General features: G+C 64.3%; 24 protein-coding genes and 1 riboswitch. Of the genes, 11 read left to right on the top strand and 13 right to left on the bottom strand.

What is annotated here, in order from left to right; genetic code table 11:
* Positions 1-216 precede the first annotated feature (216 nt).
* The 3 genes from ACWPWO_RS10475 (at position 217) to ACWPWO_RS10465 (ending at position 4,188) form a co-directional block, all read left to right on the top strand.
* Positions 217-1,863, top strand: a complete 1,647-nt coding sequence (locus ACWPWO_RS10475) for an ABC1 kinase family protein (protein WP_454006561.1) — start codon at positions 217-219, stop codon at positions 1,861-1,863.
* A gap of 67 nt (positions 1,864-1,930) precedes the next feature.
* On the top strand, positions 1,931-2,644 hold the full coding sequence (locus tag ACWPWO_RS10470; RefSeq protein ID WP_394060641.1) for a response regulator transcription factor: 714 nt from the start codon (positions 1,931-1,933) through the stop codon (positions 2,642-2,644).
* Complete coding sequence (locus tag ACWPWO_RS10465; protein ID WP_454006560.1) at positions 2,641-4,188, top strand: histidine kinase dimerization/phospho-acceptor domain-containing protein; 1,548 nt, start codon at positions 2,641-2,643, stop codon at positions 4,186-4,188. Before ACWPWO_RS10470 ends, ACWPWO_RS10465 begins: the two co-directional genes overlap by 4 nt.
* A gap of 7 nt (positions 4,189-4,195) precedes the next feature.
* On the opposite strand, the gene ACWPWO_RS10460 is transcribed toward ACWPWO_RS10465, so the two are convergent.
* Positions 4,196-4,894 carry a cytochrome b/b6 domain-containing protein gene (locus ACWPWO_RS10460; RefSeq protein ID WP_454006559.1) on the bottom strand — a complete coding sequence of 233 codons (699 nt, stop codon included), beginning with the start codon at positions 4,892-4,894 and terminating at the stop codon, positions 4,196-4,198.
* A 79-nt stretch (positions 4,895-4,973) separates the two neighbouring features.
* Positions 4,974-5,486, bottom strand: coding sequence for a hypothetical protein (locus ACWPWO_RS10455; protein ID WP_454006558.1), 513 nt, complete (start codon positions 5,484-5,486; stop codon positions 4,974-4,976).
* A 321-nt stretch (positions 5,487-5,807) separates the two neighbouring features.
* Here ACWPWO_RS10455 and ribA point away from each other — a divergent pair, with 321 nt between their 5' ends.
* Positions 5,808-6,479 carry a GTP cyclohydrolase II gene (gene ribA, locus ACWPWO_RS10450; RefSeq protein WP_394060633.1) on the top strand — a complete coding sequence of 224 codons (672 nt, stop codon included), beginning with the start codon at positions 5,808-5,810 and terminating at the stop codon, positions 6,477-6,479.
* 127 nt (positions 6,480-6,606) lie between these two features.
* Here ribA and ACWPWO_RS10445 read toward each other — a convergent pair whose 3' ends face one another.
* A complete protein-coding gene (locus ACWPWO_RS10445; protein WP_454006557.1) occupies positions 6,607-7,233 on the bottom strand; it encodes an FMN-dependent NADH-azoreductase in 627 nt (208 codons plus the stop codon).
* A 117-nt stretch (positions 7,234-7,350) separates the two neighbouring features.
* On the opposite strand from ACWPWO_RS10445, the gene ACWPWO_RS10440 reads away from it, so the two are divergent.
* Positions 7,351-8,259: a LysR family transcriptional regulator gene (locus ACWPWO_RS10440; RefSeq protein ID WP_394060629.1), complete on the top strand. Its 909-nt coding sequence runs from the start codon at positions 7,351-7,353 to the stop codon at positions 8,257-8,259.
* Between the two features lie 6 nt (positions 8,260-8,265).
* On the opposite strand, the gene ACWPWO_RS10435 is transcribed toward ACWPWO_RS10440, so the two are convergent.
* Complete coding sequence (locus tag ACWPWO_RS10435) at positions 8,266-9,831, bottom strand: glycosyltransferase family 39 protein (protein WP_454006556.1); 1,566 nt, start codon at positions 9,829-9,831, stop codon at positions 8,266-8,268.
* A 96-nt stretch (positions 9,832-9,927) separates the two neighbouring features.
* Positions 9,928-10,100, top strand: a riboswitch (yybP-ykoY riboswitch).
* 2 nt (positions 10,101-10,102) lie between these two features.
* On the opposite strand from ACWPWO_RS10435, the gene ACWPWO_RS10430 reads away from it, so the two are divergent.
* On the top strand, positions 10,103-10,678 hold the full coding sequence (locus ACWPWO_RS10430; protein ID WP_454006555.1) for a TMEM165/GDT1 family protein: 576 nt from the start codon (positions 10,103-10,105) through the stop codon (positions 10,676-10,678).
* A gap of 4 nt (positions 10,679-10,682) precedes the next feature.
* Here ACWPWO_RS10430 and ACWPWO_RS10425 read toward each other — a convergent pair whose 3' ends face one another.
* Entirely contained in the window at positions 10,683-12,374 is a 1,692-nt protein-coding gene (locus ACWPWO_RS10425; RefSeq protein ID WP_454006554.1) for a methyl-accepting chemotaxis protein, read from the bottom strand.
* Positions 12,375-12,584: 210 nt separating this feature from the next.
* Complete coding sequence (locus ACWPWO_RS10420) at positions 12,585-13,217, bottom strand: helix-turn-helix domain-containing protein (protein WP_454006553.1); 633 nt, start codon at positions 13,215-13,217, stop codon at positions 12,585-12,587.
* Positions 13,218-13,387: 170 nt separating this feature from the next.
* On the opposite strand from ACWPWO_RS10420, the gene ACWPWO_RS10415 reads away from it, so the two are divergent.
* The 3 genes from ACWPWO_RS10415 to ACWPWO_RS10405 all read left to right on the top strand — a co-directional run bounded on the left by ACWPWO_RS10415 (position 13,388) and on the right by ACWPWO_RS10405 (position 17,000).
* Positions 13,388-14,383 (top strand): hypothetical protein, encoded by a 996-nt coding sequence (locus ACWPWO_RS10415; protein ID WP_454006552.1) that lies wholly within the window; start codon positions 13,388-13,390, stop codon positions 14,381-14,383.
* A complete protein-coding gene (locus ACWPWO_RS10410) occupies positions 14,344-15,405 on the top strand; it encodes a sensor histidine kinase (RefSeq protein ID WP_454006551.1) in 1,062 nt (353 codons plus the stop codon). The genes ACWPWO_RS10415 and ACWPWO_RS10410 overlap by 40 nt, the downstream gene beginning before the upstream one ends.
* Positions 15,406-15,572: 167 nt before the next feature.
* Complete coding sequence (locus tag ACWPWO_RS10405) at positions 15,573-17,000, top strand: spermine/spermidine synthase domain-containing protein (RefSeq protein ID WP_454006550.1); 1,428 nt, start codon at positions 15,573-15,575, stop codon at positions 16,998-17,000.
* Here the strand turns inward: ACWPWO_RS10405 and ACWPWO_RS10400 are convergent.
* The 5 genes from ACWPWO_RS10400 to ACWPWO_RS10380 form a co-directional block, all read right to left on the bottom strand.
* Positions 16,927-18,252 (bottom strand): MFS transporter, encoded by a 1,326-nt coding sequence (locus ACWPWO_RS10400; protein ID WP_454006549.1) that lies wholly within the window; start codon positions 18,250-18,252, stop codon positions 16,927-16,929. The genes ACWPWO_RS10405 and ACWPWO_RS10400 overlap by 74 nt on opposite strands.
* A gap of 35 nt (positions 18,253-18,287) precedes the next feature.
* Entirely contained in the window at positions 18,288-18,965 is a 678-nt protein-coding gene (locus tag ACWPWO_RS10395; RefSeq protein ID WP_454006548.1) for an aspartate/glutamate racemase family protein, read from the bottom strand.
* Positions 18,966-19,012: 47 nt separating this feature from the next.
* Positions 19,013-20,434, bottom strand: coding sequence for an MFS transporter (locus tag ACWPWO_RS10390; protein WP_454006547.1), 1,422 nt, complete (start codon positions 20,432-20,434; stop codon positions 19,013-19,015).
* A 222-nt stretch (positions 20,435-20,656) separates the two neighbouring features.
* A complete protein-coding gene (locus ACWPWO_RS10385; RefSeq protein ID WP_454006546.1) occupies positions 20,657-21,091 on the bottom strand; it encodes a MurR/RpiR family transcriptional regulator in 435 nt (144 codons plus the stop codon).
* A 17-nt stretch (positions 21,092-21,108) separates the two neighbouring features.
* Complete coding sequence (locus ACWPWO_RS10380) at positions 21,109-21,498, bottom strand: MurR/RpiR family transcriptional regulator (protein WP_454006545.1); 390 nt, start codon at positions 21,496-21,498, stop codon at positions 21,109-21,111.
* Between the two features lie 290 nt (positions 21,499-21,788).
* Here ACWPWO_RS10380 and ACWPWO_RS10375 point away from each other — a divergent pair, with 290 nt between their 5' ends.
* Together ACWPWO_RS10375 and ACWPWO_RS10370 are read left to right on the top strand one after the other, a co-directional pair.
* Positions 21,789-22,667, top strand: coding sequence for a sulfurtransferase (locus ACWPWO_RS10375; RefSeq protein ID WP_454007473.1), 879 nt, complete (start codon positions 21,789-21,791; stop codon positions 22,665-22,667).
* Positions 22,668-22,681: 14 nt separating this feature from the next.
* Positions 22,682-23,881 carry a YeeE/YedE family protein gene (locus ACWPWO_RS10370; RefSeq protein WP_454006544.1) on the top strand — a complete coding sequence of 400 codons (1,200 nt, stop codon included), beginning with the start codon at positions 22,682-22,684 and terminating at the stop codon, positions 23,879-23,881.
* Positions 23,882-23,889: 8 nt separating this feature from the next.
* On the opposite strand, the gene ACWPWO_RS10365 is transcribed toward ACWPWO_RS10370, so the two are convergent.
* Positions 23,890-24,399 carry a nucleoside 2-deoxyribosyltransferase gene (locus tag ACWPWO_RS10365; RefSeq protein ID WP_394060604.1) on the bottom strand — a complete coding sequence of 170 codons (510 nt, stop codon included), beginning with the start codon at positions 24,397-24,399 and terminating at the stop codon, positions 23,890-23,892.
* Between the two features lie 142 nt (positions 24,400-24,541).
* A complete protein-coding gene (gene sstT / locus ACWPWO_RS10360) occupies positions 24,542-25,768 on the bottom strand; it encodes a serine/threonine transporter SstT (RefSeq protein ID WP_454006543.1) in 1,227 nt (408 codons plus the stop codon).
* Positions 25,769-25,834: the final 66 nt, after the last annotated feature.

The following is a 25,834-nucleotide window of genomic DNA, read 5'->3' as shown; positions in this document are numbered from 1 at the left end:
GAATCGGCGCTTGCCGGTGCGCTCGGCAGGCGGCCGCTGCGGCTCCATTGGCTGGACGTTTGCTGACCTGGAAATATAAGTGCTTGATGCCAAAATGGAAATCAGGTTTTTCCAGAGGCTGTTCCCATTTTTGTCCACCGGGATTGTGGATAAGCCGGCTGCGCTGCGGGCCGGTGTATGCTGTCCGGATTGAGCATGGCAGGCAGGAGGCGATGAATGTTGGCTGGTACTTTGTTGTCCTTGCGCGATCATGCGCGGGTGCGCGCCATCGGCGCGGTCGTGGCGCGGTACGGCATCGAGGACGTGATTCAGCGCCTGGGCTTGGCCGAACTGTGGCCGAGGACGTCGAGCAAGGCTCAGGCCGGCTTGCGCGAACAGGCGGCGCCCGTGCGCCTGCGCCGCGCCCTGGAGGAACTGGGACCCACCTTCATCAAGCTGGGCCAGATCCTGGCCACGCGCAACGACTTGCTGCCCCAGGAATGGACGCAGGAGCTGGAAAAGCTGCAAGGGCAGGCCGCGCCCGTGCCCTGGTCCGTCATGAAGCCCGAGCTGGAGCGGGCGCTGGGCCAGAGCCTGGAGCAGGCCTTCGCCTGGTTCGATACCGATGTGCTGGCCGCGGCGTCCATGGCTCAGGTCTACCGTGCCCGCCTGCACGATGGCGCGCAGGTCGTGGTCAAGGTGCAGCGTCCCGGCCTGAAGCCCTTGATACAAGCCGACCTGAGGCTGCTCTCGCAGATCGCGCGCCTGGTCCAGCAACAAGGCCTGCTGCCGGAGTACCGGCCGCACGATATCGTGCGCGCCCTGGCGCAGGCCATTGCCGACGAGCTGGATTTCACGCGCGAGGCGGCCAACGGCATGGCCGTGCGGGAGAACCTGCGCGAGTTCGATTACCTTGTCGTGCCGCGCGTGCACGAGGCCTGGACCAGCCCTGCCGTGATGGTGCAGGACTACGTGCAGGGCGCTTCGCCCGTCAATGCGGCGGCCCTGGATGCGATCGAGGCGGACCGGGAAATACTGGCCCGCCGGGGCGCCTTGGCTTTCCTGCACATGGTGCTGGAGGACGGCCTGTTCCACGCCGACCCCCATCCGGGCAATGTGCTGGCCCTGCCCGGCAATCGGGTGGCCTTCATCGACTTCGGGCTGGTGGGCCGGCTGACCGCGCGGCGGCGCCAGCAGCTGCTGATCCTGCTGCGGGCCATCGTTGACGGACAGGCTGAGGGGGTGGCCACGACTTTGCTGGACTGGTCGGGCGCCGATGATTTCGACTGGGCCCGTCTGGAGGAGAGCGCCCAGCGCTACGTCGCCAGACAAGGCAGCGGCCTGCTGTCGATATCGGCCGCGCTGCTGGACTTCATGGCGCTGGCGCGCGAGAACCGGCTGATGCTCCCTCCGGACCTGGCGCTGCTGTTCAAGGCCTTCATCACGGCCGACGGCGTACTCAAGCGCCTGGACCCGCAGTTCGACGTGATCGCCGTGGCCCAGCCCATGATCGCCGACCTGATGCGCCGGCACTATTCGCCGCGGCGCCTGTATGCGGACCTGCAGCGCAGCCTGCTGGAATCGCGCCAGATCGCCATGGACGCCCCTCAGTTGCTGCGCCTGCTGATGCACCGGGTGCGGCAGGGCAAGGTGCAGGCGCGCATCGAAATCCAAGGCATGCAGCGCCTGGGCGCTTCGCTGCAGAAGGCCGCCACGCGCCTGGCCATTGCCATCGTCACGGCGGCCTTCGTCCTTGTGTTGGGACCAGCCCTGCTGACGCGGGGGCCGGCCTGGCTGGGCTTGACGATATTCGGCTGGGCGGGGCTTCTGGCGGCGCTCGTGGGGCTGGTGCTGGTCCTGTGGGGATTCTGGCGCCGGCGGTAATATTGCATTTGCCTTGGGCGTCGTTTCGAACGAAGATGCGAGCTTTTCAAGCAAAGGAAGGAGAGTCATGCAGGGCAAGTGGCGCTGTTTGATCGTCGAGGACGATGCCGAGACCGCGCGTTACATTGCGGACGGGCTGGGACAGCAAGGGCATGCGACGGTGATCTGCCGCGACGGCGTGGAAGCGTTGACGCGCTCCATGGAGCAGGATTGGGACTTGATCATCCTGGACCGCATGCTGCCCAGCCAGGTCGACGGCCTATCCATCCTGTCCACGTTGCGCGGCCTGGGCAAGGAGACGCCGGTACTGGTGCTGAGCGCGCTCAACGCGCTGGACGAGCGGGTGCGCGGCCTGAAAGCCGGCGGGGACGACTACCTGACCAAGCCTTTCGCCTTCTCCGAGCTGTATGCGCGGCTGGAAGCGCTGGCGCGTCGCAGCCGGCGCAGCGACCAGCCTGTGTTGCAGATACTGGATCTGACGGCCGACCTGGCCTCGGGACGCGTGACCCGCGCCGGCCAAGCCGTCGCCTTGCAGCCCAGGGAATTCCGCTTGCTGGCCTATCTGATGCAGAACGAAGGCCAGGTCGTCACCCGCACCATGCTGCTGGAGGCGGTGTGGGATTACCGCTTCGATCCCCAGACCAATCTGATCGACGTGCAGATCAGCCGCCTGCGCCGCAAGCTCGATGCGGCCGGCGGCGCGCCCTTGATCCACACCTTGCGAGGCGTAGGCTACACCATGAGCGCCGCCGCTCCCGACCCCTTGGCGGACTTGCCGTGAGGGCCGGCCGTCTGCCGGCATGGTGGCGTTCGATCTCGTTTCGCCTGACACTGAACTACGGGGCCCTGGCCACGCTCACGACGCTGACTCTGCTGGCGTTCATCTATATACAGGTCATCAGCGTCCTGCATACCCAGTTCTTCCGCCATGTGTCCGTGACGGCGCAGCGCCTGCTGCTGGAGTATGAGGACGGAGGGCGGCCGGGACTGGTCCGCGCCCTGGAGCTGGCCTTGTCGGATCGCGTGGATTCGGAACGTGAGATCTATCTGCTGCTCGATGAAAACGGCCACAAGATCGTGGGCAATCTGGACGAGCTCGAACCGGCCTTGCTGCGGCGCACGGACATGTCCGAGGTGGCCGTGCACCGCGAAGGCGTGCTGACGCAGGGGCGGCTGCGCGTGCAGGGACTGGACGACGGTTCGGTCCTGGTGGTTGGGTACGATCTGCAGGAGCTTAACGAGATCAAGTCGCTGATCGGGCAGGCCAGCCTGGTGGCCGTGCTGGTGGCCGGCTTGCTGATTGCAGCGGGCACCTACATTTTCTACTCCGAACTGGGCTACCGGGTGGCCGGCATCCGCCGGATCACCCAGGAGATCCGGGCCGGACGCTTGCGCGAGCGGGTCCCGCTGCTGGGCCATACCGACGAGTTTTCCCAGTTGGCGCAGGACATCAATTCCATGTTGGACCAGATCGAGGATCTGATGCAGGGCGTGCGCCATGTATCGGATACCATAGCCCACAATCTGCGTACCCCCTTGACCCGCCTGCGCGGCCGCCTGCAGGCGGCGCAGCAGCCAGGCGCCGGCGTGGCGGAAATGCGTGCCGCCCAGCAGGCTGCGCTGGCCGAGATCGACCTGCTCAACCAGTTGTTCGGCAAGATGCTCCAGATCGCCGAGATTGAGGCCGGCATGCAGCGCCAGCGCTTCCTTTCCTGCGACTTGAGGGAGATTTGCCGGGATGTGCTGGATATGTACGACGCGCTGGCCGAAGAGTGCGCCGTGTCAGTCTCCTGTACGCTGGGGGCCACGCCCCGACTGATGGGCGATGCCGATCTGCTGGCCAGCGCGGTGGCCAATCTGCTGGACAATGCCATCAAGTACGCGGACTCCAGGGTATGGATCAGTACCGGCACTGACGGCCGCGGCTGGGTCCGGATGTCCCTGCAGGACGCCGCGCCCCGGGCGGCGCGCCGAGAGCCTGCCCTTGCTCGGACGGCATTTCTTCCGCGCCGACGAGCGATATTCCGGGCACGGCCTGGGGCTGAGCAGCGTGCTGGCCACCATACGGCTGCATGGCGGCGAGATTCTCTGGGAGAATGCGCAGCCTGGGCTGCGCGTGCATGTTTTCTTTCCCGCCGCCTCGTCAAAGCACTAGGGCGGGTCGTCAGCCGGATGCTCCTGTCGTTCTGGATGACGTCTGGCTCTAGGCTGCCCGGCCTAGGACGGATAGTCGCCGTCCACTTTAAAAGACAGTCAGCAGGAATGCGGCTCAGGCAAAACAATCCCCGCGTTATCCCCAGGTTTGTGCACAGTTTCTGGGGATAAGTCGGGTCTACATGAAGTCATCCATTCCACCGGCGGGCGCCAGTCCGGTCAAGGCGTAGACGCCCCAGCCGATGAGGATGGCCAGCACAAGGGCGATAAGCCGCGTCTTCCAGGTGTCGGTGCTGGCGGGTAGGGCGGGTTCGGCCGGAACCTGGGCGTCGCCGCTGATCATGGCGCTGGTCAATTTCTGACCACCCAGGACGCGGTACAGGAAGATGGCCAGCACGTGCATGGTAATGAGCGCCAGCATGATCCATTCATTGGCCTTGTGCAGGCCGGTCAGGGTCTTGGACCAGTCGCTGCTCAGGTAGGCCAGCGGCCCGGCCGTGAAGATGTCATCGTTGGCGAACAGGCCCGAGACGGCCTGGAAGCCGAAGACGATCAGCATGGCCCAGACCGACCAGGCGCCGATGGGGTTGTGGCCGGGGTAGAAGGCGGGCCTTTCGCGCAGATAGTTCAGGCTGCGGGCCGGATTGGGCAGGAAGCGCGCAAAGCGCGAATAGTAGCCGCCGATCAGGCCCCAGACCAGACGGAACGCCAGCAAGCCCAGTGCAAACAGGCCAAAGCGCACATGCCAGTCCATCCACAGGCCGCCTGCCTTGACCGTGACGAAGCTGCCGACGACGCTCAGCACCAGAAGCCAGTGAAACAAACGGGTGGGCAGGTCCCAGACGCGCAGGCGGCGGGAAGCATGAGCAGAGTTCATGATGAAATCCGGGGTGAGATAGAACAATCGATTATAAGCCTTGTCCTATTGGTCAGCCCCGGCGGGGGCGAAGTTCCGCTTAGCGCATGGCCTGACGGCGCTTGCGCAGGCTGACTTTGCGCCCGTCGTAGCGGTATTCGTCGATCTTGGTGGGGTCTTCCCGGTTGGGCGTTTCCATGATCAGCGTCTGGCCCTGGTGGCGCACGCGTATCTGGGCGCTGCAGTAGCCGAAGGCCGGCGACAGCGTGTAGCCGCTGGCGGCCACGGTGATCCAGTGGTAGCTGATGGGGCAACTGCCCAAGCCCGTGTCGACGGAGATCAGCGCCGTCTGGCCTTTTTGCTGTTTGAAGGCGTAGGGAATATTGAGCATGCCCTTGAGTTCAGGAGCAATGACGGTGGCGCCCAGCAGCAACTGGGCTTCGTAGACGTATTCGCTCTGGCTGACCTGCAGCTTGCCATAGGGGGTTTCCAGACTGAGCTGGGATGGCGGCTGCGGCCAGGCCAGCGGGGCGGCGCCGCTCGAGGACAAGGGGTGGAGCAGGATGGCAAGCCCGGATGCCAGGCCGCATAAACAAGCTTTGGAAAGACGCATGGCGAATCAAGTCTGAAAGGAGCAGAACTGGGCTGAGTGAGTACCGCGCAGAATTTCCTCTGTTTGTAAATTCTATGACATTTTATGTTGCTTGTCAGTTATGTTGATATCGAGTGTAAGTTCGGTTACGTATGTCATTATTGCATAACATGATGCAATAATGGCGGTTGCGTGAGTGGAAATGGCGACGATATACCCACTGGGCTGAGGGCTTATGCATGTGGGTAAGAATGAGGCAGGGGTGTTTTGCGCTATGATTGACAGGTTGGCTCCCGCCGGGGGCAAGCCGCATTTTTTCGTTGCAGCCGAGACTCTTCATTTATGCAATCCACGCCGGATTCCTCACTGGCGCCTGAAGCGGGAACTCCAAGCCCCGCAAGCGAGGCTGGCCAGGCTCCACTGCTGGACTACATCAGCGCCAGCCAACTTCCTACCCCATGGGCGGTCTTCAAGATCCACGTCTTCGTCGAGCGCAGCACGCAGAAGGAGCACGTGCTCCTGACCCTGGGCAATGTCGCGGGCGGCGAGCCCGTCCTGGCGCGCGTGCACTCCGAATGCCTGACGGGCGACGCCTTGTTCAGCCTGCGCTGTGATTGCGGCCCCCAGCTGCAACTGGCGCTGGAGCGCATCGCCAAGCAGGGGCGGGGAGCCCTGATGTATCTGCGCCAGGAAGGGCGCGGCATAGGCCTGGTCAACAAGATCCGCGCCTATCAGCTCCAGGACCAGGGAGCTGATACGGTCGAAGCCAACGAACGGCTGGGCTTTCCCGCCGACATGCGCCGTTACGACATCTGCAAAAGCATGCTGGATCACGTGGGCATACGCCAGATCCGCCTCATGACCAACAATCCCCGCAAGGTCAAGACCTTGCAGGACATCGGCATCGACGTCGTGGAGCGCGTTCCGCACCAGATCGAAGGCAATCCCTATAACAAGAATTATCTGAACACCAAGCGCCTGCGCCTGGGGCATTGGCTGGATACGGACCAGTAGCACGGGCTTGCGCAACGCCAGGCAGGCGTTGCGCAAAGCGCATCATTGCATCTGGGTCTGACCCGCATAAAAAAAACCGCCAGCTCTACGGGGCCGGCGGTTTTTTTTGCGGGTGTTGCGCACTGGTTCAGACGGTGGCTTGCTCCAGCAGGGAGGCGACGCTGGCCTTGGCCTTGTCCAGGATGGCCTGGCGCTGCTCGGGAGCCTGGGCCATGCCTTCGGCGTAGATGAAGCGCAGGTCGGTCACGCCCATGAAGCCGAACATCACGCGCAGGTAGCTCTCCTGGTGCTCCAGGGCCTGGCCCTGCTCGGAGCCGGAATAGACGCCGCCGCGGCTGATCACGATGTAGACCGTCTTGCCGCCGGCCAGGCCTTCGGGGCCGTTGGCGGTGTAGCGGAAGGTGCGGCCGGCCTGGGCGATGCGGTCCAGCCACGATTTGAGCTGGCTGGGGATGGTGAAGTTGTAGAAGGGGGCGCCGATCACCAGCGTGTCGGCGGCCAGGAACTGGCTGACCAGTTGTTCGGAGATCACGTTCTCGGCGCGCTGGCGATCGCTCAGGCTGGCATCGTCCAGGCCAAGGCGCAGGCCCAGGGAGTCGGCCGAGAAGTAAGGAGGAGGATTGTCGGCCAGGTCCAGGTACTCGACTTGCACGTCGTCATTCTGCTGGCAGATCTGTTCGACCACATAGTGGGTCAGCATGCGCGATGCGGAAGCGGAGCCGGTGATACTGGAGTCAATGTGCAGCAATTTCATGATGTCGGGTGTCCAAGTGGTTCATTGAATGGTTGTTATTATGTTTGAACTCATTGCTGGTGATAAGCTGGCTATTTTGAGAAAGATTATTCCACTTTTGTTGGTAATGTTGCGGCGATGCATGACTTGAACGATATGGTGCTGTTCACCGAAGTGGTGCAGCGAGGAGGATTCAGCGCGGCCGCGCGGCATCTGGGCATGCCGCCGTCGCGGCTGTCGCGGCGCATCAATCGCCTGGAGACGGAGCTGGGCGTGCGCCTGCTGCAGCGCACGACTCGCAGCCTTTCGCTGACGCCGGCGGGCGAAGTGTTCCTGCGTCACTGCCAGGCCATGCGCGACGAGGCGGAAGCCGCGCATGCGGCGGTCGCGCAAGTTCAGCAGGAGCCGCGCGGCCTGTTGCGGGTCAGTTGTCCGGTGACGCTGGCGCAGACCGTGCTGCACCAGGTGTTCGCGCAATATCTGCTGCGCTACCCCCAGGTGGACCTGGAAGTGGAGGTCACCAATCGTGTTGTGGACCCGGTGGCCGACGGCATGGATGTGGCCCTGCGCGTGCGCAGCACGCTCAGCGACAGCGCCAGCTACATCGTCAAGCGCCTGGGCGAGAGCAGCTCCATCCTGGTGGCGCATCCAGCCCTGCTGGCCCGATTCGACCCCGTGCGCGGACCCGCCGATCTGGCACGCCTGCCCACTGTGGGGATGTCGGCCCGGCAGGGGCAGGCCGAATGGCAGCTTCACGGCCCCGGCGGCGCATCCATGGCCGTGACGCACCGGCCGCGCTACGTGGCCACGGACCTGCTGACCCTGCAGCAAGGCGTGGAACTGGGGGTAGGCGTGGGGATTCTGCCCGACTATATGTGCTGCGAATCGCTGCAGGCCGGGCGGCTTGTGCGGGTACTGCCGCAATGGGCGCCCCTGCCGGGCATCATCCATGCCGTGTTCGCGTCACGCCGGGGCATGGCCCCGGCGGTGCGCCGCTTCCTGGATTTCCTGGCCGAGCAGTTGCCCGTCCATCATCCTCGCATCTGATTGCGGCTATTGCTGTCCGGCCTTCGCATCGCAGGCCGCGCGCTCGGGCAGGATGGCCCAATGCAGATCGATCATGGGGCTGCGCTCCGAGGACCAGCGCTGTTCGCGCAGGCCCTTGATGGGCGCCTGCTCGTACAGGGCGGCCAGGGCGGGCTGGGGCGGTCCGCGCGTCTCCAGGCTATAGACGATCAGCGCCCCGCAGTCCAGGTCCCTGGGCAGGACCAGCCAAGGGGACGAGGCCGCATCGGCGTCGATGAAGACCTGTGTTTGCGGCCCCGCATGCACGGCGATATTGCCGCCCAGCCACGTGTCCGAGATCACCACGCGCAAGGGCTTGCCCGGCATGTGTTCGTTCCAGACCTGCTGCATCTGCGCGGAAACTTCAGGGCCGGGAAAGGTGGAGCGCGAGTCCCGCCCCGCATGCCAGGCTAGCGGCCCGCGCGCCAGCGCGTAGCCGGCGGCCATCAGGACCTGCAGCACGATCACGATGACGGCAAGACGCCGCAATTGGACGCGTTCGCGGCCGTGGATGATCCACAGGGCGAAGAAACCGTACAGGACGAAGAAGGTCGTGGCCCAGGAGGCCACCAGTCGGGTGCCCAGCACGGCGGAAACCAGTACGGTGCTCAAGAAGGGCGTCAGGCCGACCCACAACAGGAACTGGCGATCGGCCGGATCCAGGGCGTTGGCGTAGCGCCGGGCCTGGCGCACGTCCGCGCCTGGGTCATAGTTCACCCTATGGCTGCTGCGCCGGTTCCAGATCTTCAAGGCGGCCAGGGCGACGATCATGGGGCTGAGGCGGGCAAGCTGGTCCAGCACGAAGCTCAGCAGTTCCTTGTAGGCCTGCCAGCGGGTGGAGGTCTCCAGCGAGCCGTCCATGTAGCGAAAGGGCGCGAAATCATGCGCGACCAGCCAGTACAGGTGGGGAGAGAGCACGGCCGCGTAGGCGACCAGCGCCAGTCCCAGCCCCTGCCAGGTCTGGCGGCGCGCGAAGGCCCCGCTGCGCAGCAGGTACAGGAAGAAGGCCGCGAACAGGATGACGGCGCTGTATTTGGTCATGGTGGACAGGGCGGCCACGGCGCCCAGCCAGAACCAGCTGGAGAGCCGCTGGAGACGGGTGGCGCGGTAGAACAGCCAGATCGCGGCCGTCACGGACCACAATTGCGCCGTATTGTGATTGAAGATGGTGCCGCGCAATGAAAAATAGATGCTGACCGAGCTGATCAGCAGCACGATGAAGGCGCGCCGCTGGTTCAGGAATTCGCAGGCCAGCTTCCAGATGAACCACAGCCCGAGCGCCGAAGCCGTCATGCCGGCGGCGAAGGTCAGCCATATCGGACGCCCGAATACTTTGGTGAGCGCGGCCATGATCCAGGACGGGAAAGGGGGATGCTTCGGATAGCCCAGCTCGAAGCTGGCTGCCCAGACCAGTTCTTCCATGCCGTCCAGGTCGGGCGCCTTGTGGCTGAGTCCTGTCAGCACGGTCCACAGCACGACCATGAACAAAAGATACAGGATTACCTGGCTGCCCAGGTTGCGGCGTATGGCAAGAGGGTGGGGTCGGGCGTGCATGCTCGTCATCTGCGAAACAGGAAAAGGCAAGTGTATCGCCTTTGCGTGGCGGCTGGCAGTGCCGACTCGACAGGGGCTGCAATCTGGGCTACTATCGCCTGCGTCATTGGGGAGTAGCCGCTCCGGTCCGCCGGAGGTCAGCGTCAACACACTTGGCCGACAAGGGGCCATGGCGCTGGCAGCAACAGCCTGGCAAGACCTTTGACCATGAACCTTCGCGTTGGGCCGGGGAGGTTTGTGGTCATTCGTCTGTTACCGGCCAGGAGTTTACATGGAAGCTCTCTTTGTCTCTACCGGCGTGGTCGCACTGGCCGAAATCGGCGACAAGACCCAATTGCTGGCCTTTATCCTGGCGGCGCGCTACAAGCGTCCCTGGCCCATCATCATCGCCATCCTGCTGGCCACCCTGGTCAACCACGGCCTGGCCGGCGCCATTGGCGTCTGGGTTCCTTCCCTGCTCGATCCCGAAGTCCTGCGCTGGGTGCTGGGCCTGTCTTTCCTGGCCATGGCCGTCTGGATTCTCATTCCCGACAAGATCGACGACGCCGAGGCCGCGCGCACTCGTTTCGGTGTGTTCGGCACGACTGCGGTCACGTTCTTCCTGGCGGAAATGGGCGACAAGACCCAGGTGGCCACGGTGGCGCTGGCGGCCAAGTACCACGAGTTCTGGTGGGTAGTGGTCGGCACCACGCTGGGCATGATGCTGGCCAACGTGCCTGCGGTGCTGTTCGGCGAGCGCATCGCCCAACGCCTGCCCACCCGACTGGTGCATCGCATCGCCGCCTGTATTTTCGCGGTGCTGGGCGTGCTGGCCTTGCTGGGCGGGATGGAACGTCTGGGCTTCTGATCCTTCAGGCGCTGGAGGCCTGATGGCGCAGCGCGCGCTGCCGGGCCGGGGGCCTGCGGACCGGGTCCATGGGCGCCAGGGCCGGCGGCTCGCGACCGGGTCGGGCGCCGCTGGCGGCTTCGCCGTGATTGAGCACGTTGATGGCTTCCTGCAGGTGTTCGCCGTTGCGGCTCAGGCGCTGCGCTGTTTCGCTCAGGTCGTGCACCAGCGCGGCATTGTTGGTCGTGATCTGATCCACCTGGCCGAGCGCCTGCGTCAATTGGCTCAGCCCGACGCTTTGTTCGCTGGTGGCGGCGGATATCTCGCCCATCAGCAACGACACTTCCGATACTGATTTCAGGATTTCTTCCATGGTCTGCCCGGCATGCTCGGCGTGCGCCGCGCCCTCGGCGGTCAGCGCGCTGGTGTCCTGGATCAGTTGCTTGATCTCGTCGGCCGCGGCGGCGGCCTGCTGGGCCAGGGAGCGCACGGCCGAGGCCACCACCGCAAATCCTTTGCCGGCTTCTCCCGCGCGGGCGGACTCGATGGAGGCGTTGATGGACAGGATGTTGGTCTGGAAGGCGATATTGTCGATCAGGGTCACGATGTTGCCGATGCGCCGCGAGCTCTCCAGGATGCGCTGCATGGAAGCGGTCACCTGCTGCACGGCATCATTGCCGCGCGCCGCGATGTCGGCGCTGCGGCTGGCCAGGCTGTGGCTGGCCTTGGCGTTTTCCGCCGTCTGCAGTACGGTCTGGCCAAAAGAGCTCATGCTGGCCGTGGTCTGCTGCATGGAGGCCGCCTGTTCGTGCGTGCGCGCTTCCAGCAGCGCGCTGTTCTCGGACAGTTCCTGGGCCACGATCTGACTGTCGCGGCTGCTGTGGTCCACATCGGTGCTGATGCTCACCAGGCTCTTGCGCATCAGGTCCAGGCTCAGTCCCAGCTTTTCCAGTTTCTGTACGGCGGCGCTGCGGGTGTCCACGGTCAGATTGCCGGCGGCGATCTGTTGCGCCACATGCGTGGCGGTCCGGAAGGAGCCCAGCACCCGGCGCATCAAGACAGCCTGACAGCTCAGGATCAGCAGCGTGCCCGCACCCAGCGCCGTGGCCAGGACGGCCATGCTTTGCGCCGGCATTTCCGTGTTCAGGATCATCGCGATGACGCCGCCCGTGACGCCAATGTTCAGCAGCCCCTTGCGCAGGAAGGCGGCCAGCAGCGTCGGCCCCGCCAGGAACGACAGGGCTGTCCAGGGTCGCCGCCAGCTGTGGGCCACGATGCGGCCTTCGCGCACGGTACGCCCCCGCGCCCGGCCTTCGCGCAGTTCCTGATAGAACTGCTCGGCCTCCTGTATCTGCCGCGCGTCGGCGCGTACCCGCACAGAGGCAAAGCCTGTCAGTTCACCGTTTTCCATGATGGGGCTGGCATTGGCCAGCACCCAGTAGAAGCCTCCGTCCTTGCGGCGGTTCTTGACCACGCCCACCCACGAACGCCCATGCTTGAGGGTGTGCCACAGATCGGCGAATACGGCTGGGGGCATGTCGGGATGGCGCACGATATTGTGCGGCTGGCCTATCAGCTCTTCCCGGCTGAAGCCGCTGACATCCACAAAAGCCGGATTGGCGTAGACGATGCGGCCTTTCAAGTCGGTTTTGGAGATCAGATATTGATCATCCAGCAGTTCAGTTTCAACTCCCGTCACGGGCAGATTCTTGCGCATAGCTTTTCCCCTATGTTTGCGGGTCCGCAACCAGCCCAAAACGACATTCAATGCCGTTCTTTATGTTTTTTCGGGAATCGTATCACTTTGATTTATTTTTGTGTTAAAAATTAAAAAAATGATAATAAAAAAGCGCAACAATTGAATTGAACAAGCGTGCAGAGACCGACGACCAGGGAGGGTCGCCAAGATCGGGCACGCGGATGGAGGTCAGGGAGCCAGGCATTGGGCCTGGAATGCTTCGCTGAGCAATTGCAACAGCAATGCGATGGGAATGGGTTTGGCCAGGGCCGTGGAATTGGGCGGCAGGCCGCCGCGCGAATGGATGTCGGCGGCGCTGAGGGCTGAAATGACGTAGATGCGGGTGCGTTGCGTCTCGGGCGCGTCGGACAAGGCCTTGAGCATGGCGAAACCGTCGAGCTCGGGCAGATTCAGGTCGACGAGCAGCACGTCGGGATGAAAGTTGCCGGCCGTGATCAGGCCTTTGAGCCCGTCCTGCTCGCAGCGCAGCTCTATGGGAAATGGCAGGTTTTCCATCGCCATGCGGTACACCGCCACCAGGTCTTCATCGTCCTCGACCACCAGCACGCGCAGGCAGGCTTCGTCCCCGTGCCGCCGAGCTTGCGAGGCGCAGACGGGCGCGGCAAACGAGGCAGGCGGCGCAGCGGCGGCCTGTCTGCGTTGTTGCAAAATCGCCTGCACGGACTGGTGGTCGATACGGCGGTGTCCGCCTTGCGTCTTCCAGGCCTTGAGCGTGCCGGCTTCCACCCATAGCTGCACGGTACGTACTGAAACCCCCAGCAAATCAGCGGCCTGACGCGTGGAATAGACAGTGGAGCTCATGGGTTCTTGGGCAGGGGAGCGGCGAGAGACAGAAGCTTCACAGTGTAACGGGCTTCTGCTTGCATAGGATTGCATAGTTTCTAGACGGTATCATTTGCTACTTTGTTGACAATAATGGTAACGGTAAACGATTGTTTCAGGGTGCTGGGCGATCGGAAAACCATAAAAGCATGTTTTCTAAACCCCGAAATTTCAAGTTTCCGTATGCCGTTACGGAACTGCTCAAGAAGTTGCAAGGCCGCTGGAGAGTTGCCGCCGTGCTTATTTTAAGCTGGACAATATTGCTGTCCTGGGTCATGGGGGATGAAGGCGCGGATCAGGGGGGAGGCTTGCGGTCACAGCAGGCCGTGTCCGAAACCCTGGCCATGCACACCAAGCAGATTCTGGCCGAGGCGGATCGCCTCGTTTGGCGTCTGGTCGGGCAAGCCAGCATCCAAGACCATGATCATAGCTGGCTTGACTCAGTTCTGGAAGAAGCAAAATTGTCCAGTCTTATTTCCGGCATTGCCATATACGACCATGACAAGCGCCTGCTCATGTCCGCCGGCCATCTCAATGTGAATCTGTCCTCCGCAGACCTCGCGGCGGCTCACCGCTCGCCCTATGTGGTCCCGTCCGAACCGCCGCTGACGCTGGTCAGCACGGGCGGCATGGACGGGCGGTCTGGCGGCTATATCGTCAAGTATCGCGTCAACTTGGGTTACTTTCATCAGATGCTGCATCTGGTCGTGGGCGATGAGCCCTGGCTGCTGCTCCTGATGGATGCGGACAGCCATCAGGTTCTTGATGCCTATCCGAACATGCCGGCGCGCTGGCGCGCGCAGGATGTGCAGCGCGCCTTGCGTCACCATTCCAAGCAGGGAGGGCGCTCGAGTTCCCTGGCTTATTTCACCGGACACAAGCGCCATGAGCTCAGTATCTCCAGCATGGAACCCTGGCCCTTATTGCTGGTGTCCGAGAGCATGGCGCTGCATCCGGGGTTTCTGGTGCATTGGAAGCGATGGGCTGCGCTGGCGGTCCTGTTGCTGGCGTCGTTCCTGCTGTTGCGCTGGGATTGGCAGCGACGGGATCGCCATGCGGTCCGGCAGCCGCGCGAAGCGGGGGGCAGGATAGGGAGGGCACGCGGGTGTTCGAGCGCATCTTCGAAACCTTGCCGGATGCCGTGATCATGTTCGATGCCCAAGCCAGGGTCGAGGGGGTCAATTCCGCCATGCGGCGCCTGCTTGGCGGCCTGGACGACCAGGCGCGTCCCCGCTGCATGGCAGACTTCGTGCGTTTGCTGCAGGCCCGCGAGCGCGGCGCCGCCGACGGCAGCGGCTCATCAGCGCTGGCCTGCGGGCTGAGCGGCGTGATCGAGCGCGTGCAGAGGGAGTTTCGCTGCATGCAGGTCCAGGCGGGCAGCGATCCGGCCCGGATGCTGGAGCTGCGCGCCTATGCGGCCAGCGAGCCGGACGATGCCACTCTGGTCGTGATACGGGATGTCACGCTGCAGGTGGAGCTGGACCGGATGCGGTCCGAATTTCTGTCGCTGGCTGCGCATGAGCTGCGCTCGCCGCTGGCCTCGGTGGCCGGCTACGTGGAGCTGCTGGAGCTGGGGCTGGTGGCTCCGGAGCGCCAGTCCAAGGTCTACGCCCAGGTGCGCGAGAAAGTGCGCGACATGACGGCGTTGCTGGAGAACCTGGCGCGCCTGAACCGCATCGAGCATGCCGGCGACTGGCGGCAGGACTGGCGCGAGCTGGACTTGCGGGCCTTGTTGCGCCTGAGCCTGCGCGCGTTCTACGAATCGCGTCAACGCATCCAGCTGGAGGTGCCGCCGCGGGCGCTGCGCGCCAGTGTCGATGCGATGCAGTTGCTGGTGGCGGTGCGCAACGCGCTGGAGAATGCCTTGAAGTATTCCGGCGAGCTTACGACCGTGGTGCTGCGCCTGCGGCAGATCAGCAGCGGCTGGGCGAGCATCGAGATCATCGACCAGGGGCCGGGGATCGCTCGTGTCTTCCACGACCGGGTCTTCGACAAGTTCTTTCGCGTGCCCGGCCAGAAAGTCCAGGGCACGGGCCTGGGCCTGGCCATACTGAAGTCCATTATCGCCAATCACGGCGGGCGGGTGTATTTCCACCCCTGCGCCAGGCAAGGCACGCATCTGGTCATGGAGCTCACTTTGCTGTCTTCAGCTTCTTATATTCGCTGATCCGCCTTCATTTGCGACCATCTTCTTATATTGTGGACGGATATAAGGTACAATCCCTCGTTTATATGCGGAGCGGGGGCTTGCCGCCAGGGTGCGTCTCGCTTCGGGTTTTTTTGTAGCTTACCTGTTGCAGGAGCTGCAGAGTCCTTTTCAAGGAGCGCGCAATCATGCAAGGCCTGCACCTGACCGCAGATCTCTACCAATGTGCCTGCAGCCCCAAGCTGCTCATCGATGCCAAGGAGCTGGCGGACTTCTGCCGCCAGCAGACGCTGGATGCGGGGCTGACCATCGTCGGCGAAGAATGGCAGGCATTTCCTGAATTCGAGGGCCAGCCCGGCGGGGTGACGGGCATGTTGCTGCTGGCCGAGTCGCATCTGGCCATCCACACCTGGCCGGAGCGGGACGGCGTCACGCTGGACGTCTATGTCTGCAATTTCATGCAGGACAATTCCGGCAAGGCTCAAGCCCTGATCGACGGTCTGGAGGCCGCCTTCAAACCTGGGCAGTCGCAGCGCAACCGCATCTGGCGGGGCGATGCGGACGGCCCGGCGCAAGGCGGCGAAGTGCTCACCGAGAACCTGAACGACGACGCCCTGTACGGCTTTCGCTTCACGGAGCGGCTGCTGGAGCGCGATACGGCTTTTCAGCGGCTGGAATTGCTGCGCTCCGCCACCCTGGGCAAGACGCTGCGCCTGGATGGCTGTCTGATGACCTCCGAAGCGGACGAATTCTTCTATCACGAGGGTCTGATCCATCCGGCGGCAGTGGCGCATCCGGATCCGCGCCATGCGCTCATCGTGGGCGGCGGCGACGGCGGCGCCTTGGAAGAATTGCTCAAGCACAACAGCCTGGAGCGGGTTACGCTGGTGGACCTGGACGGCGAGGTCATCGAGGTGGCCCGCCAGCACCTGCAGTCCATCCACAAGGACGCATTTGACGACCCGCGCGCGGACATCCGCGTAGGCGACGGCGCCGACTTCCTGGCTCGCACGCAGGATCGCTTCGACCTGATCTACCTGGACCTGACCGATCCGGAAACCCCGGCCGGCCCCCTGTACACGCCGGCGTTCTTCGAATGCTGCCGGCAGGCGCTCAAGCCGGGGGCGCCCTGGTCCTGCACCTGGGTTCGCCGTTTCATGAACCCGACCAGGTCGCTGCGCTCGGCGCCGATCTGGCCAAGGTGTTCGCGCAGGTGCACGGCTATGGCCTGCACATCCCCCTGTATGGTTCCTATTGGGGCCTGGCCATCGCCTCGGACGAACTGGATCCGCGGACGCTGTCCGGTGCGCAGGTGCAGAAGCGCCTGGCGCAGCGCTTCACCTCCGGTCAGCAGGATTCCCTGCAGTTCTACAATGCCGAGCTGCATGGCGCGCTGTTCGCCCTGCCCACCTTCTACCGTCGCCTGCTGCCTGCGCCGCAATCCTGCCTGGAAGAGGTCTGCTGAACGGGTCCGCACCATAGCAACCATAAAAAAAAGCCCCCCGGGCCAGGATGGCGCGGGGGGCTTCTTGTTTGGCGGGATCAGTTGGGAGCGTTTCGACGGGTGCGGAAGGACAGGATCCAGATGCCCACCAGCAGCTCCAGCGCGGCGATGATCCACAGGCCGCTCTGGAAGCTGCCTGTGGAGTCCTTCAGCGCGCCCAGCATGAAGGGCGCGCCGAAGCCGGCCAGGTTGGCCACCGAATTGATGAAGGCCACGCCGATGGCGGCCGCCGAACCGGCCAGCACGGCATTGGGCAACTGCCAGTAGACCGGAATGCAGCCCATGGTGCCCGAGACGGCGATGGCCAGGCTGATGAAGGCCAGGATGGTGTTGTTGCCCAGGAACAGGCCTACCCCGGCCAGTCCGAGGGCGCCGATGATGACCGGGATGCCCGTGTGCAGGCGCGCTTCGCGGCGGCGGTCGGCGCTGAAGCCCAAGGCCAGCTGGAAGATGGCGCCAAAGACATAGACCAGTCCGACCAGCAGGCCCACGTGCAGCGGATCGGTGGGGCCCAGCGAGCGCACCAGCGTGGGCGCAAAGAAGGCCAGGGTGGAGTTGGCGGCCACGATGCCGAAGAACATCAGGGTCAGGGTCCACAGGTCGCGGTTGCCCAGGGCCTTCTTGAAGCTGTGCTCGCGCGGGCCGGCCGCCTTGGCGTCCAGCAGCAGCTCCTCCTTGATCAGGTCTTTCTCGCGCTGGCTGAGCCAGCTCGCCTTCTCGGGACTGTCCACGATGAACATGACCGCCAGGATGCCGGCGAAGATGGTGGGCAGGCCTTCCAGCAGGAACAGCCACTGCCAGCCCGACCAGTCGTTGACGCCGTGCAGGTTGGTCATGATCAGGCCGGCCAGCGGCGCGCCGACGACCGAGGCCACGGCCGAGGCCGAGATGAATACGGCGAACGCCTTGGCGCGGCGATGGGCGGGGAACCAGAAGGTCAGGAACAGGAGCACGCCGGGCTGGAAGCCCGCCTCGAAGGCGCCCAGCAGGAAACGCATCACATAGAAGTAGGCCGGCGTCTTGGTGAACATCATCAGCACGCAGATCAGGCCCCAGCCAAAGGCGATGCGCGCCAGGGTCTTGCGTGCGCCGATGCGCAGCAGCAGCCAGTTGCTGGGCACTTCGAAAAAGAAGTAGCCCAGAAAGAAGATGCCGGCGCCGATGCCGTACACGGTTTCGGAAAAGCCCAGCTCGGGCTGCATCTGCAGCTTGGCGAAGCCGATGTTCAGGCGGTCTATCCAGGCCAGCATCCACAGCAGGAAGATGAAGGGCAGGATGCGCCACATCACCTTCTTGTAGATCCGGTCCAGCTCCTGCTGGCTGGCCGGCGATGCCCGGTCCCCGCTCAGGGTCGTCGTTGTCATGCTTGCTTCTCCTCTTCGGTATGGTTGCAGCGTATTCAGTTGATGCGCAGGGGCAGCTTTTCGGCCATCAGTTCACAGGCGGCGACGATGGGGTTGACCACGGGCACGGCCAGCTTGTCCTGCAGGCCCTGCACGCTTTGCGCCAGTGGGCCGCCGCCGATGATGACGGCGCGGGCGCCGTCCTGTTCGATGCAGGCGCGCACGCTGTCCTCCAGTTCCTGGTTCTGGCGCTTGGGCGATCGGGCCAGGTCCAGCGGCGGGGGGGGCGGCAGGCGCAGGCCGGCGAACTGGCCGCGCCACCCCCAGCGCCGCACCCGTTCCAGAATGGATTGTTCCAGCCCAGGCGTGGTGGTCGCGATGCCGAAGGGCGAGCCGGCCCGGGCGGCCTGCAGCATGGAGGCCTGGCCGATGCCGATCACAGGCGGTTCCACCTCTTCGGCCAGTGCCGCCAGGCCCGGATCGCCGAAGGCGCCCACGATCACGCCGTCCGCGTGGCGAGCCTGCTCCAGCACCAGGGGATGTTCGGCGATGGAGGCGGCCTGCGCCAGTTCCTCCATCTCGGTCAGCATGCCGGGGCCTTGCGGGGCGGTCAGGCCCCGTACGAGGATGTCGCGCCGCTCCAGCCGGTCAAAGCAGGCCTGCGCGATGGCGACCATCATGTCCGTGGTCTGGCGGGAGGTGTTGGGATTGATGAGCAATACGGTATGGGACATAAAGGTATGCGCAATGGCCGGGGCGAGCCCGGCCGGTCAGATTGAAATCAGGTATCCAGGGGGCGGCCGAAGGTCTCGGGCGCCAGTTGCAGGACGGCGGCGAAGGTGACGTACATGCCGGCCATCAGGGTGAACATGCCGCCTACGCCGTAGACTTCCAGCACCCAGCCGCTCAGGGTCGGCACGAAGGCGCCGGCCAGCGTTCCCAGGGCCAGGATGAAGGCGGTGCCGAATGCCCGCACGCGGGTGGGATAGAGTTCGGGAGCGAAGATCCAGATCGTCGTGTTGAGCAGCAGCACGCAGAACTGGAAGGCGGCGCCGAACAGCAGCACCAGCGCGATGTTGTGGCTGAGAAAGCCGAAGGCCAGGCCCGAAGCGCAGGCCAGCAGGGCGCCGACGGTGAACACGCGCTTGCGGGGCATGCGCGAACCCAGGTAGGAGGCGGTCAGCGCGCCCAGCAGGCTGCCGGACTGCATCAGGATGGTGAAGGTGTAGCTCTTGACCAGAGAATGGCCCTGTTCCACCAGCAAGGTGGGCATCAAGGTCAGCACGGTCAACTGGGCGCCGTAGGTCATGCACACGGCAATGCCGGTGACCAGCGTGCGCAAGGCGAGCGGCCCCTGGAAGATCTCTCCCAGGCGTACGCCCTCGGCCTTCCGGGCTTGAGGGCCGCTTTGCAGGTAGGGGTAGGGATTGGCTACGTTGCGTCCCAGCTTGCCCGAGGCCAGGATGTTGAGCACCTTGTTGGCTTCCTCGATGCGTCCCTGGGAGACCAGGAAGCGCGGCGTTTCAGGAATGTAGCGGCGGTAGAACAACACCATGAACGCCGGCATCACCAGCAGGCCGAACAGCCAGCGCCAGCTTTCGGGGCCGGGGAACAGGGTGAACACCAGCAGGCCGAAGGCGGGGGCGAGCATATTGCCCAGGCCGCCGCCGGCCACGTTGATGGTGCCCACGGCCGTGCCGCGAAAACGCGAGGAGCAGAACTCGGCCAGCATGGTGACCGCGATCGAGATCTCGCCGCCCAGCCCGAAACCCACGATGACGCGGCCCAGGCCCAGGACCCAGTAGCTGGGCGCCAGCGCGCAGATCAGCGCGCCCAGGGTGAACAGGCCCAGGTTGATGGTCAGCATGACGCGCCGGCCGTAGTGGTCGGCGATGTAGCCCGAGAGCAGGCGTCCCAGGGCCGCTGCGGCGAAGGTCAGCGTGTTCAGAAAGCCTACGTCGCGGGTGCTGATGCCCCAGTACTCCTGCAGCAGGGGGCCGACCAGGCCGACGGCGTTCTGCTCCAGCACATCGAACAAGACGCCCAGCAGGATCAGGGCCAGCACCTTGCGATGCGAGTTGGTGACGCCGATGGTCTCCAGCGAATGCTCCAGCTGGTGCTGGACTGTGGCGCCGCCGGCCGAAGGGGCGGCCGCGTCGGGGCGCGCGGCGTCCCCGGGCAGGGCTTGGCTTGTGGTTTGCATGATAGTCTCCTCGTTCAAGGACGCGTGTGGCGCGCCCGCCTCCATACAAAATTTTTTCAGTGATTATTGATATGAAAAAATTTTTGCAAAACTAGGGTAAACGAGAAAGATCTTTGCAGGACTCTCGTTTGGAGCCTGCAAGTTGTTGATACGTAATGGAAATTTAAATAATCTCGGATATAACTATATCCGCATGATGATTATTTGCTTTTCTGATGACGCTTACAGTTCCTGGAAGCAGTCGTGGAAGGCTTCCACCATGCCCAGGTGCCGGCGTCCTGTCGGGCCCGCATTGTCCATGATCTGGCTCAGGATGAGGTGGCACAAGCCGATCACGGCCACGTGGTTGTCCAGGACGCCGGGCGATTGCACGTCGCAACGCACTGTCCAGCGACAGGGGCTCTTTTCGGCGCTGAGCTGATCGGTGATGTGCAGGACATTGGGGCAGTTATGGGCCAGTTGCTCGATCAGCAGGCCCATGCCGCGCACGCGGCGGCGCAAGGCGAACACCACGACCACATCCTGCTCGCGTATGCCCGCCAGGTGCTCGCCCATGGTCTCCCCAGGGCCGGGGATCAACTGCGCGTCGGGCACGATCTGCAGGAGCTGCCAGCGAAAGTAGCTGGCCAGCGCGTGGCTGGACCGGAAGCCCAGCACCCATACCTTGCGGGCGCCTATGATGGCATGGGCGATCTCATCGAGCAGGGATTCGGGGATGCGGCGATAGGTGGAGGCCAGATTGCTCTGGCTTTGCTGCAGGTGGTTGGCCAGCGAGCGGCCCGTCTCGGTCTCGGTGGCGGCCAGCAGCAGGGGGAGCCGGCATTCTTTTCGGAACGCACCTGCTTGCGGGCGGCTTCGTAGTTGGTGTAGCCCAGCCGGCGGATGAAACGGGTGACCGTGGCGTTGGAAACATGCGCCAGGGACGCCAGTTCCGATGCCGTATAGCCGGCCAGATCGCCGGGAAAGTCCAGGGCGAATTCCGCCAGGCGTCGTTCAGAAGGAGAAAGATCGTTGAGAATCTCGCGTATGCGTCCAACAAACGATTTGGGGGCGGTATCGGGCATGGGCATTTCGGGTTCTGCTTGTGATGTATTCGGGATTTTATCCGTGGCTGACTCAACTGTATCAAAATTTCCGATTCGATACCGGCCGCGCCGAAACAGGACAAATTAAGCCAATACATTTCAGGCATAAGCTTCTGCGCGCGCCGGGCATGAGCAAATAGGCATTGCTTCGTTCTTCGGCGTGAGGAGGATTGATATCTTTTCCTTACAAATTGATGAAAGGAGAAGTCATGTCATTGCTCAAACATTTTGCCGGCCTACTGTCCGCCAGCGCGCTGGCCGCCGGCCTCATGGCCCCGCTGGCCGCCCAGGCAGCGGCCTCCGACGTGCTGGTCAGCACAGAATGGCTGGAAAAGAACCTGGACGATCCCAAGGTCCGCGTGATCGAAGTCAGCGTCAACCCCGGACTGTACGAACGCGGCCACATCCGCGGCGCGGCCAATTTCCGCTGGCATACCGACCTGGTCGACACGGTGCGGCGCGACATCGTCGGCAAGGACCAGTTCCAGAACCTGTTGCGCCAGGCCGGGGTCAACCAGGACTCGGTCACGGTCCTGTACGGCGACAGCAATAACTGGTTTGCCGCCTGGGGCGCCTGGGTGTTCGACATCTACGGCGTGCCCAATGTGAAGCTGCTCGATGGCGGCCGCAAGAAATGGGAAGCCGAGGGGCGGGCCCTGAGCCCGGCCGTGCCTGAACGCAAGCCCGGCAACATCACCGTGCAGGCGGCCAATGAAGACCTGCGCGCCCGCCTGAGCGATGTATTGGCCGTGGCCAAGAAGGAAAAAGACGCCGTGCTGGTGGACATCCGTTCGGCCGATGAATACAACGGCAAGATCTTCGCGCCCAACGGCGTGCCGGAGCTGGCCGTGCGCGCCGGCCATATTCCCGGCGCGGTCAACGTGACCTGGAGCAAGCTGGTGGCCGAGGACGGCACCTTCAAGTCCGTGGAGGAGCTCAAGAAGATCTACGCGGACGCGGGCGTGGACGGCAGCAAGCCTGTCATCACCTATTGCCGCATCGGCGAGCGCTCCAGCCACTCCTGGTTCGCCCTGAAGAAGCTGCTGGGCTTCGAGGTGCGCAACTACGACGGCTCCTGGACGGAATACGGCAACTCCGTGGGCGTGCCGATCGACAATCCGGCCGGCACGGTCTGGGGCCAGACCTGATACGGAGCGCGTGAATGACGGCAGGCACTTTCGAGCCTGCACGCGGCGGACGGCCAGCCCGGGTGCTGGCCGTTTTGCTCGTGCTGGCCTTGATCCTCTTCAGTTTCCACCTTTCCGGCATACCGGGCGAAGGCCGCGTCCTGGCTTTCGCCGTCCTGGCCGGCGGCCTGTTCGGGCTCGCGCTGCAGCGCTCGCGCTTCTGTTTCTTCTGCGTGACGCGCGACTTCCTGGACAGGCGCGACGCCCGCGGCTTGCTGGGCATCGTGGCGGCGCTGGCCGTCGGGATGCTGGGCTACCACGTCCTGTTCAGCGTCTTCCTGCCTGTGCCGGCGGCCGGCCGGCTGCCGCCGGGCGCTCATATCGGACCGGTCAGTTATGTGCTGGCGGTGGCCGCCTTCGTGTTCGGCCTGGGCATGGCGATTTCGGGCTCCTGCATCAGCGCGCATCTCTACCGCCTGGGCGAGGGCGCGCTGGCTTCGCCTTTCGCCCTGCTGGGCGCCCTCCTGGGGTTCGGCCTGGGCTTTCTGTGCTGGAATGTTCTGTATCTGGATGCCATACAGGCCGCGCCGATCGCCTGGATTCCCGCCTGGACCGGAAGCTATGGTCTGTCCCTGCTGCTGCAACTGGGCCTGCTGGGCGTGCTCGCGCTGCTTTTGTGGCGCCGACATGTCGCTCCGGCGGGGACGCTGGCACGTTCTGCGGAAGCCCATCCCTTGCTGGGCCGCTGGCCGGTATGGGTGGGCGGCCTGCTGATCGGCTTTCTGGGCGTCATGTCCTATTTTCGCTATGCGCCGCTGGGCGTCACCGCGGAACTGGGCAGCCTGGCGCGCACGGCGGGTTCTGGGCTGGGCTGGATTCCGAGCAGGCTGGAAGGCCTGGATGGTTTCGCCGGTTGCGCCACGGTGCTGAAAGAGACCTTGTTTTCGCCCAATGGCGTGTTCGTGATCGGCCTGGTGCTGGCCTCCTGGGCCAGCGCCCTGGCGGCGGGCGAGTTCAAGCCCGTGCGTCCGAGCGGGCGCGATGTGGCGCGCAACTTTGTCGGCGGCATATTGTTGGGCTGGGGCAGCATGCTGGCCCTGGGCTGTACGGTGGGCACGCTGCTGTCGGGCGTCATGGCCGGCGCGGCGTCCGGCTGGCTCTTCGCCGCGGCTTGCCTGGCCGGCATCTGGACGGGGTGGCGCGCCCGCCAGTGGGTGGGGCGGCGCCTGGGCTGAATGCCTTGTCAGCGTCCTTCCAGGACCTCGAAGTGCCGGCGCAGTTCGTTCAGGGCGTGGACCAGCGAGCCCTGGACGAACTGGGTGCTGACGGCCACCATCAGGTTGCAGGGCAGGTCGAAATCTTCCACCAGGGCGCCGTTGCGGTCGCGCCAGAGCTGGCTGGCCGAATCCAGCACCAGCGGCCCGTAGTGCTCGCGAACGGTTTCCAGCACGGTGCCTTCGTATTGGCGGTAGGTGAATACCGGCAGGCCCTGCGCCACGGCATAGCCGATCTCGAACGCGGTGCCGGTGTCCATTTCCGCGCCGCGAAAGGGGATGATGTTGGCGACGACCGCGTCGGCTTCATTCAGCAGGCGGATGTTGAGGTGGTAGATGGACGCCGGATCATTCTTTTCCTGGTCCACGGGATGCAGGGGCTCGAAGCCGAATTCGCGGACCATCTGCTTGTGCAGGGCGGCCCGCTCCAGGGCGTCGCTGAAAAACACATCCGGGCCAGCCAGGTAAATCCGTTTCATGGGGCAGTCTCCCTTGTACGCCGCCTGTGGCGTCCGGGTCGTGAGGACCCGGCGCCTGCGGCACGGCCAGCTTCAGGCCATGGGATATTTTATCGGGCTGACCGGGACGGCGGAGCTTCTTTTTTTGCGAAGGGGCCTATGATCAGGCCCGGCCCGGTTCCAGGGTGGCGGCGGCGGTGAACAGCACGTCGGTGGAGGAGTTCAGGGCGGTTTCCACGGAATCCTGGACCACGCCGATCACGAAGCCCACGCCCACGACCTGCATGGCGACATCATTGGAGATGCCGAACATGCTGCAGGCCAGCGGAATGAGCAGTAGGGAGCCGCCGGCCACGCCCGAAGCGCCGCAGGCGGCGACCGTGGCCACCAGGCTCAGCAGCAGGGCGGTGGGCAGGTCGGGCGTGATCTCCAGCGTATGCACGGCGGCCAGGGTCAGCACGGTGATGGTGACGGCTGCGCCGGCCATATTGATGGTGGCGCCCAGGGGGATGGAGACCGAGTAGGTGTCTTTGTGCAGGCCCAGGCGCTCGCACAGGGCCAGGTTGACCGGGATGTTGGCGGCCGAGCTGCGGGTGAAGAAGGCGGTGATGCCGCTTTCGCGCAGGCAGGTGAAGACCAGCGGGTAGGGGTTGCGGCGCAGCTTGGCAAAGACGATCAGCGGGTTGATGACCAGGGCCACCAGCAGCATGCAGCCTACCAGCACTATGAGCAGCAGGGCGTACTGGCGCAGGGCCTCGAAACCGGATTCGGCGATGGTGGCGGCGACCAGGCCGAATATCCCCAGCGGCGCGAAGCGGATCACCAGCCGCACCAGCGAGGACACTGCGCCGGCCATGTCGGTGAGGAAATCGCGCGTGCCTTGCGTGCCGTGCTTGAGCGCCACGCCCAGGGCGATGGCCCAGGCCAGGATGCCCATGTAATTGGCGTCCTGCAGCGCCTGCACGGGATTGACGACGATGCTGGCCAGCAGGCCCAGCAGCACCTCGGCAATGTCGCCGGGCGGATTCAGCGTGGAATTGGCCAGGTCCAGCTTCAGCGTGACCGGAAAGGCGAAGCTGGCGATCACGGCGATCAGCGCCGCCAGGAAGGTGCCCAGCAGGTACAGCAGCAATACCGGGCCCATGCGAGTGCCGGACTGAGCTTTCTGGTTGGCGATGGAGGACATCACCAGCACGAAGACCAGGACGGGCGCCACCGACTTCAGGGCGGAGACGAAAAGCTGGCCCAGCAAGGAAATGGAGTGGGCGGCGCCGGGCGCGAAATGCCCCAGGAGAATGCCGGCGATCAGGCCGATCACGATCTGCGTGACCAGGCTGCCATGAAGAATGAACCCGAGCGGGCCCCTGGCTTGTGCTGCGGTTTGAGCCATGAGAAGGCGACTCCAAACAAGGTATGGTATTGGCTGGAAGCAGAGCTGGCCGGGCGCGCCTTGTGG

It is taken from the genome of Alcaligenes sp. Marseille-Q7550, assembly GCF_965112015.1.
The sequence above is the reverse complement of the archived record's forward strand: the minus strand, read 5'-3'. Positions and strand labels throughout refer to the sequence as shown.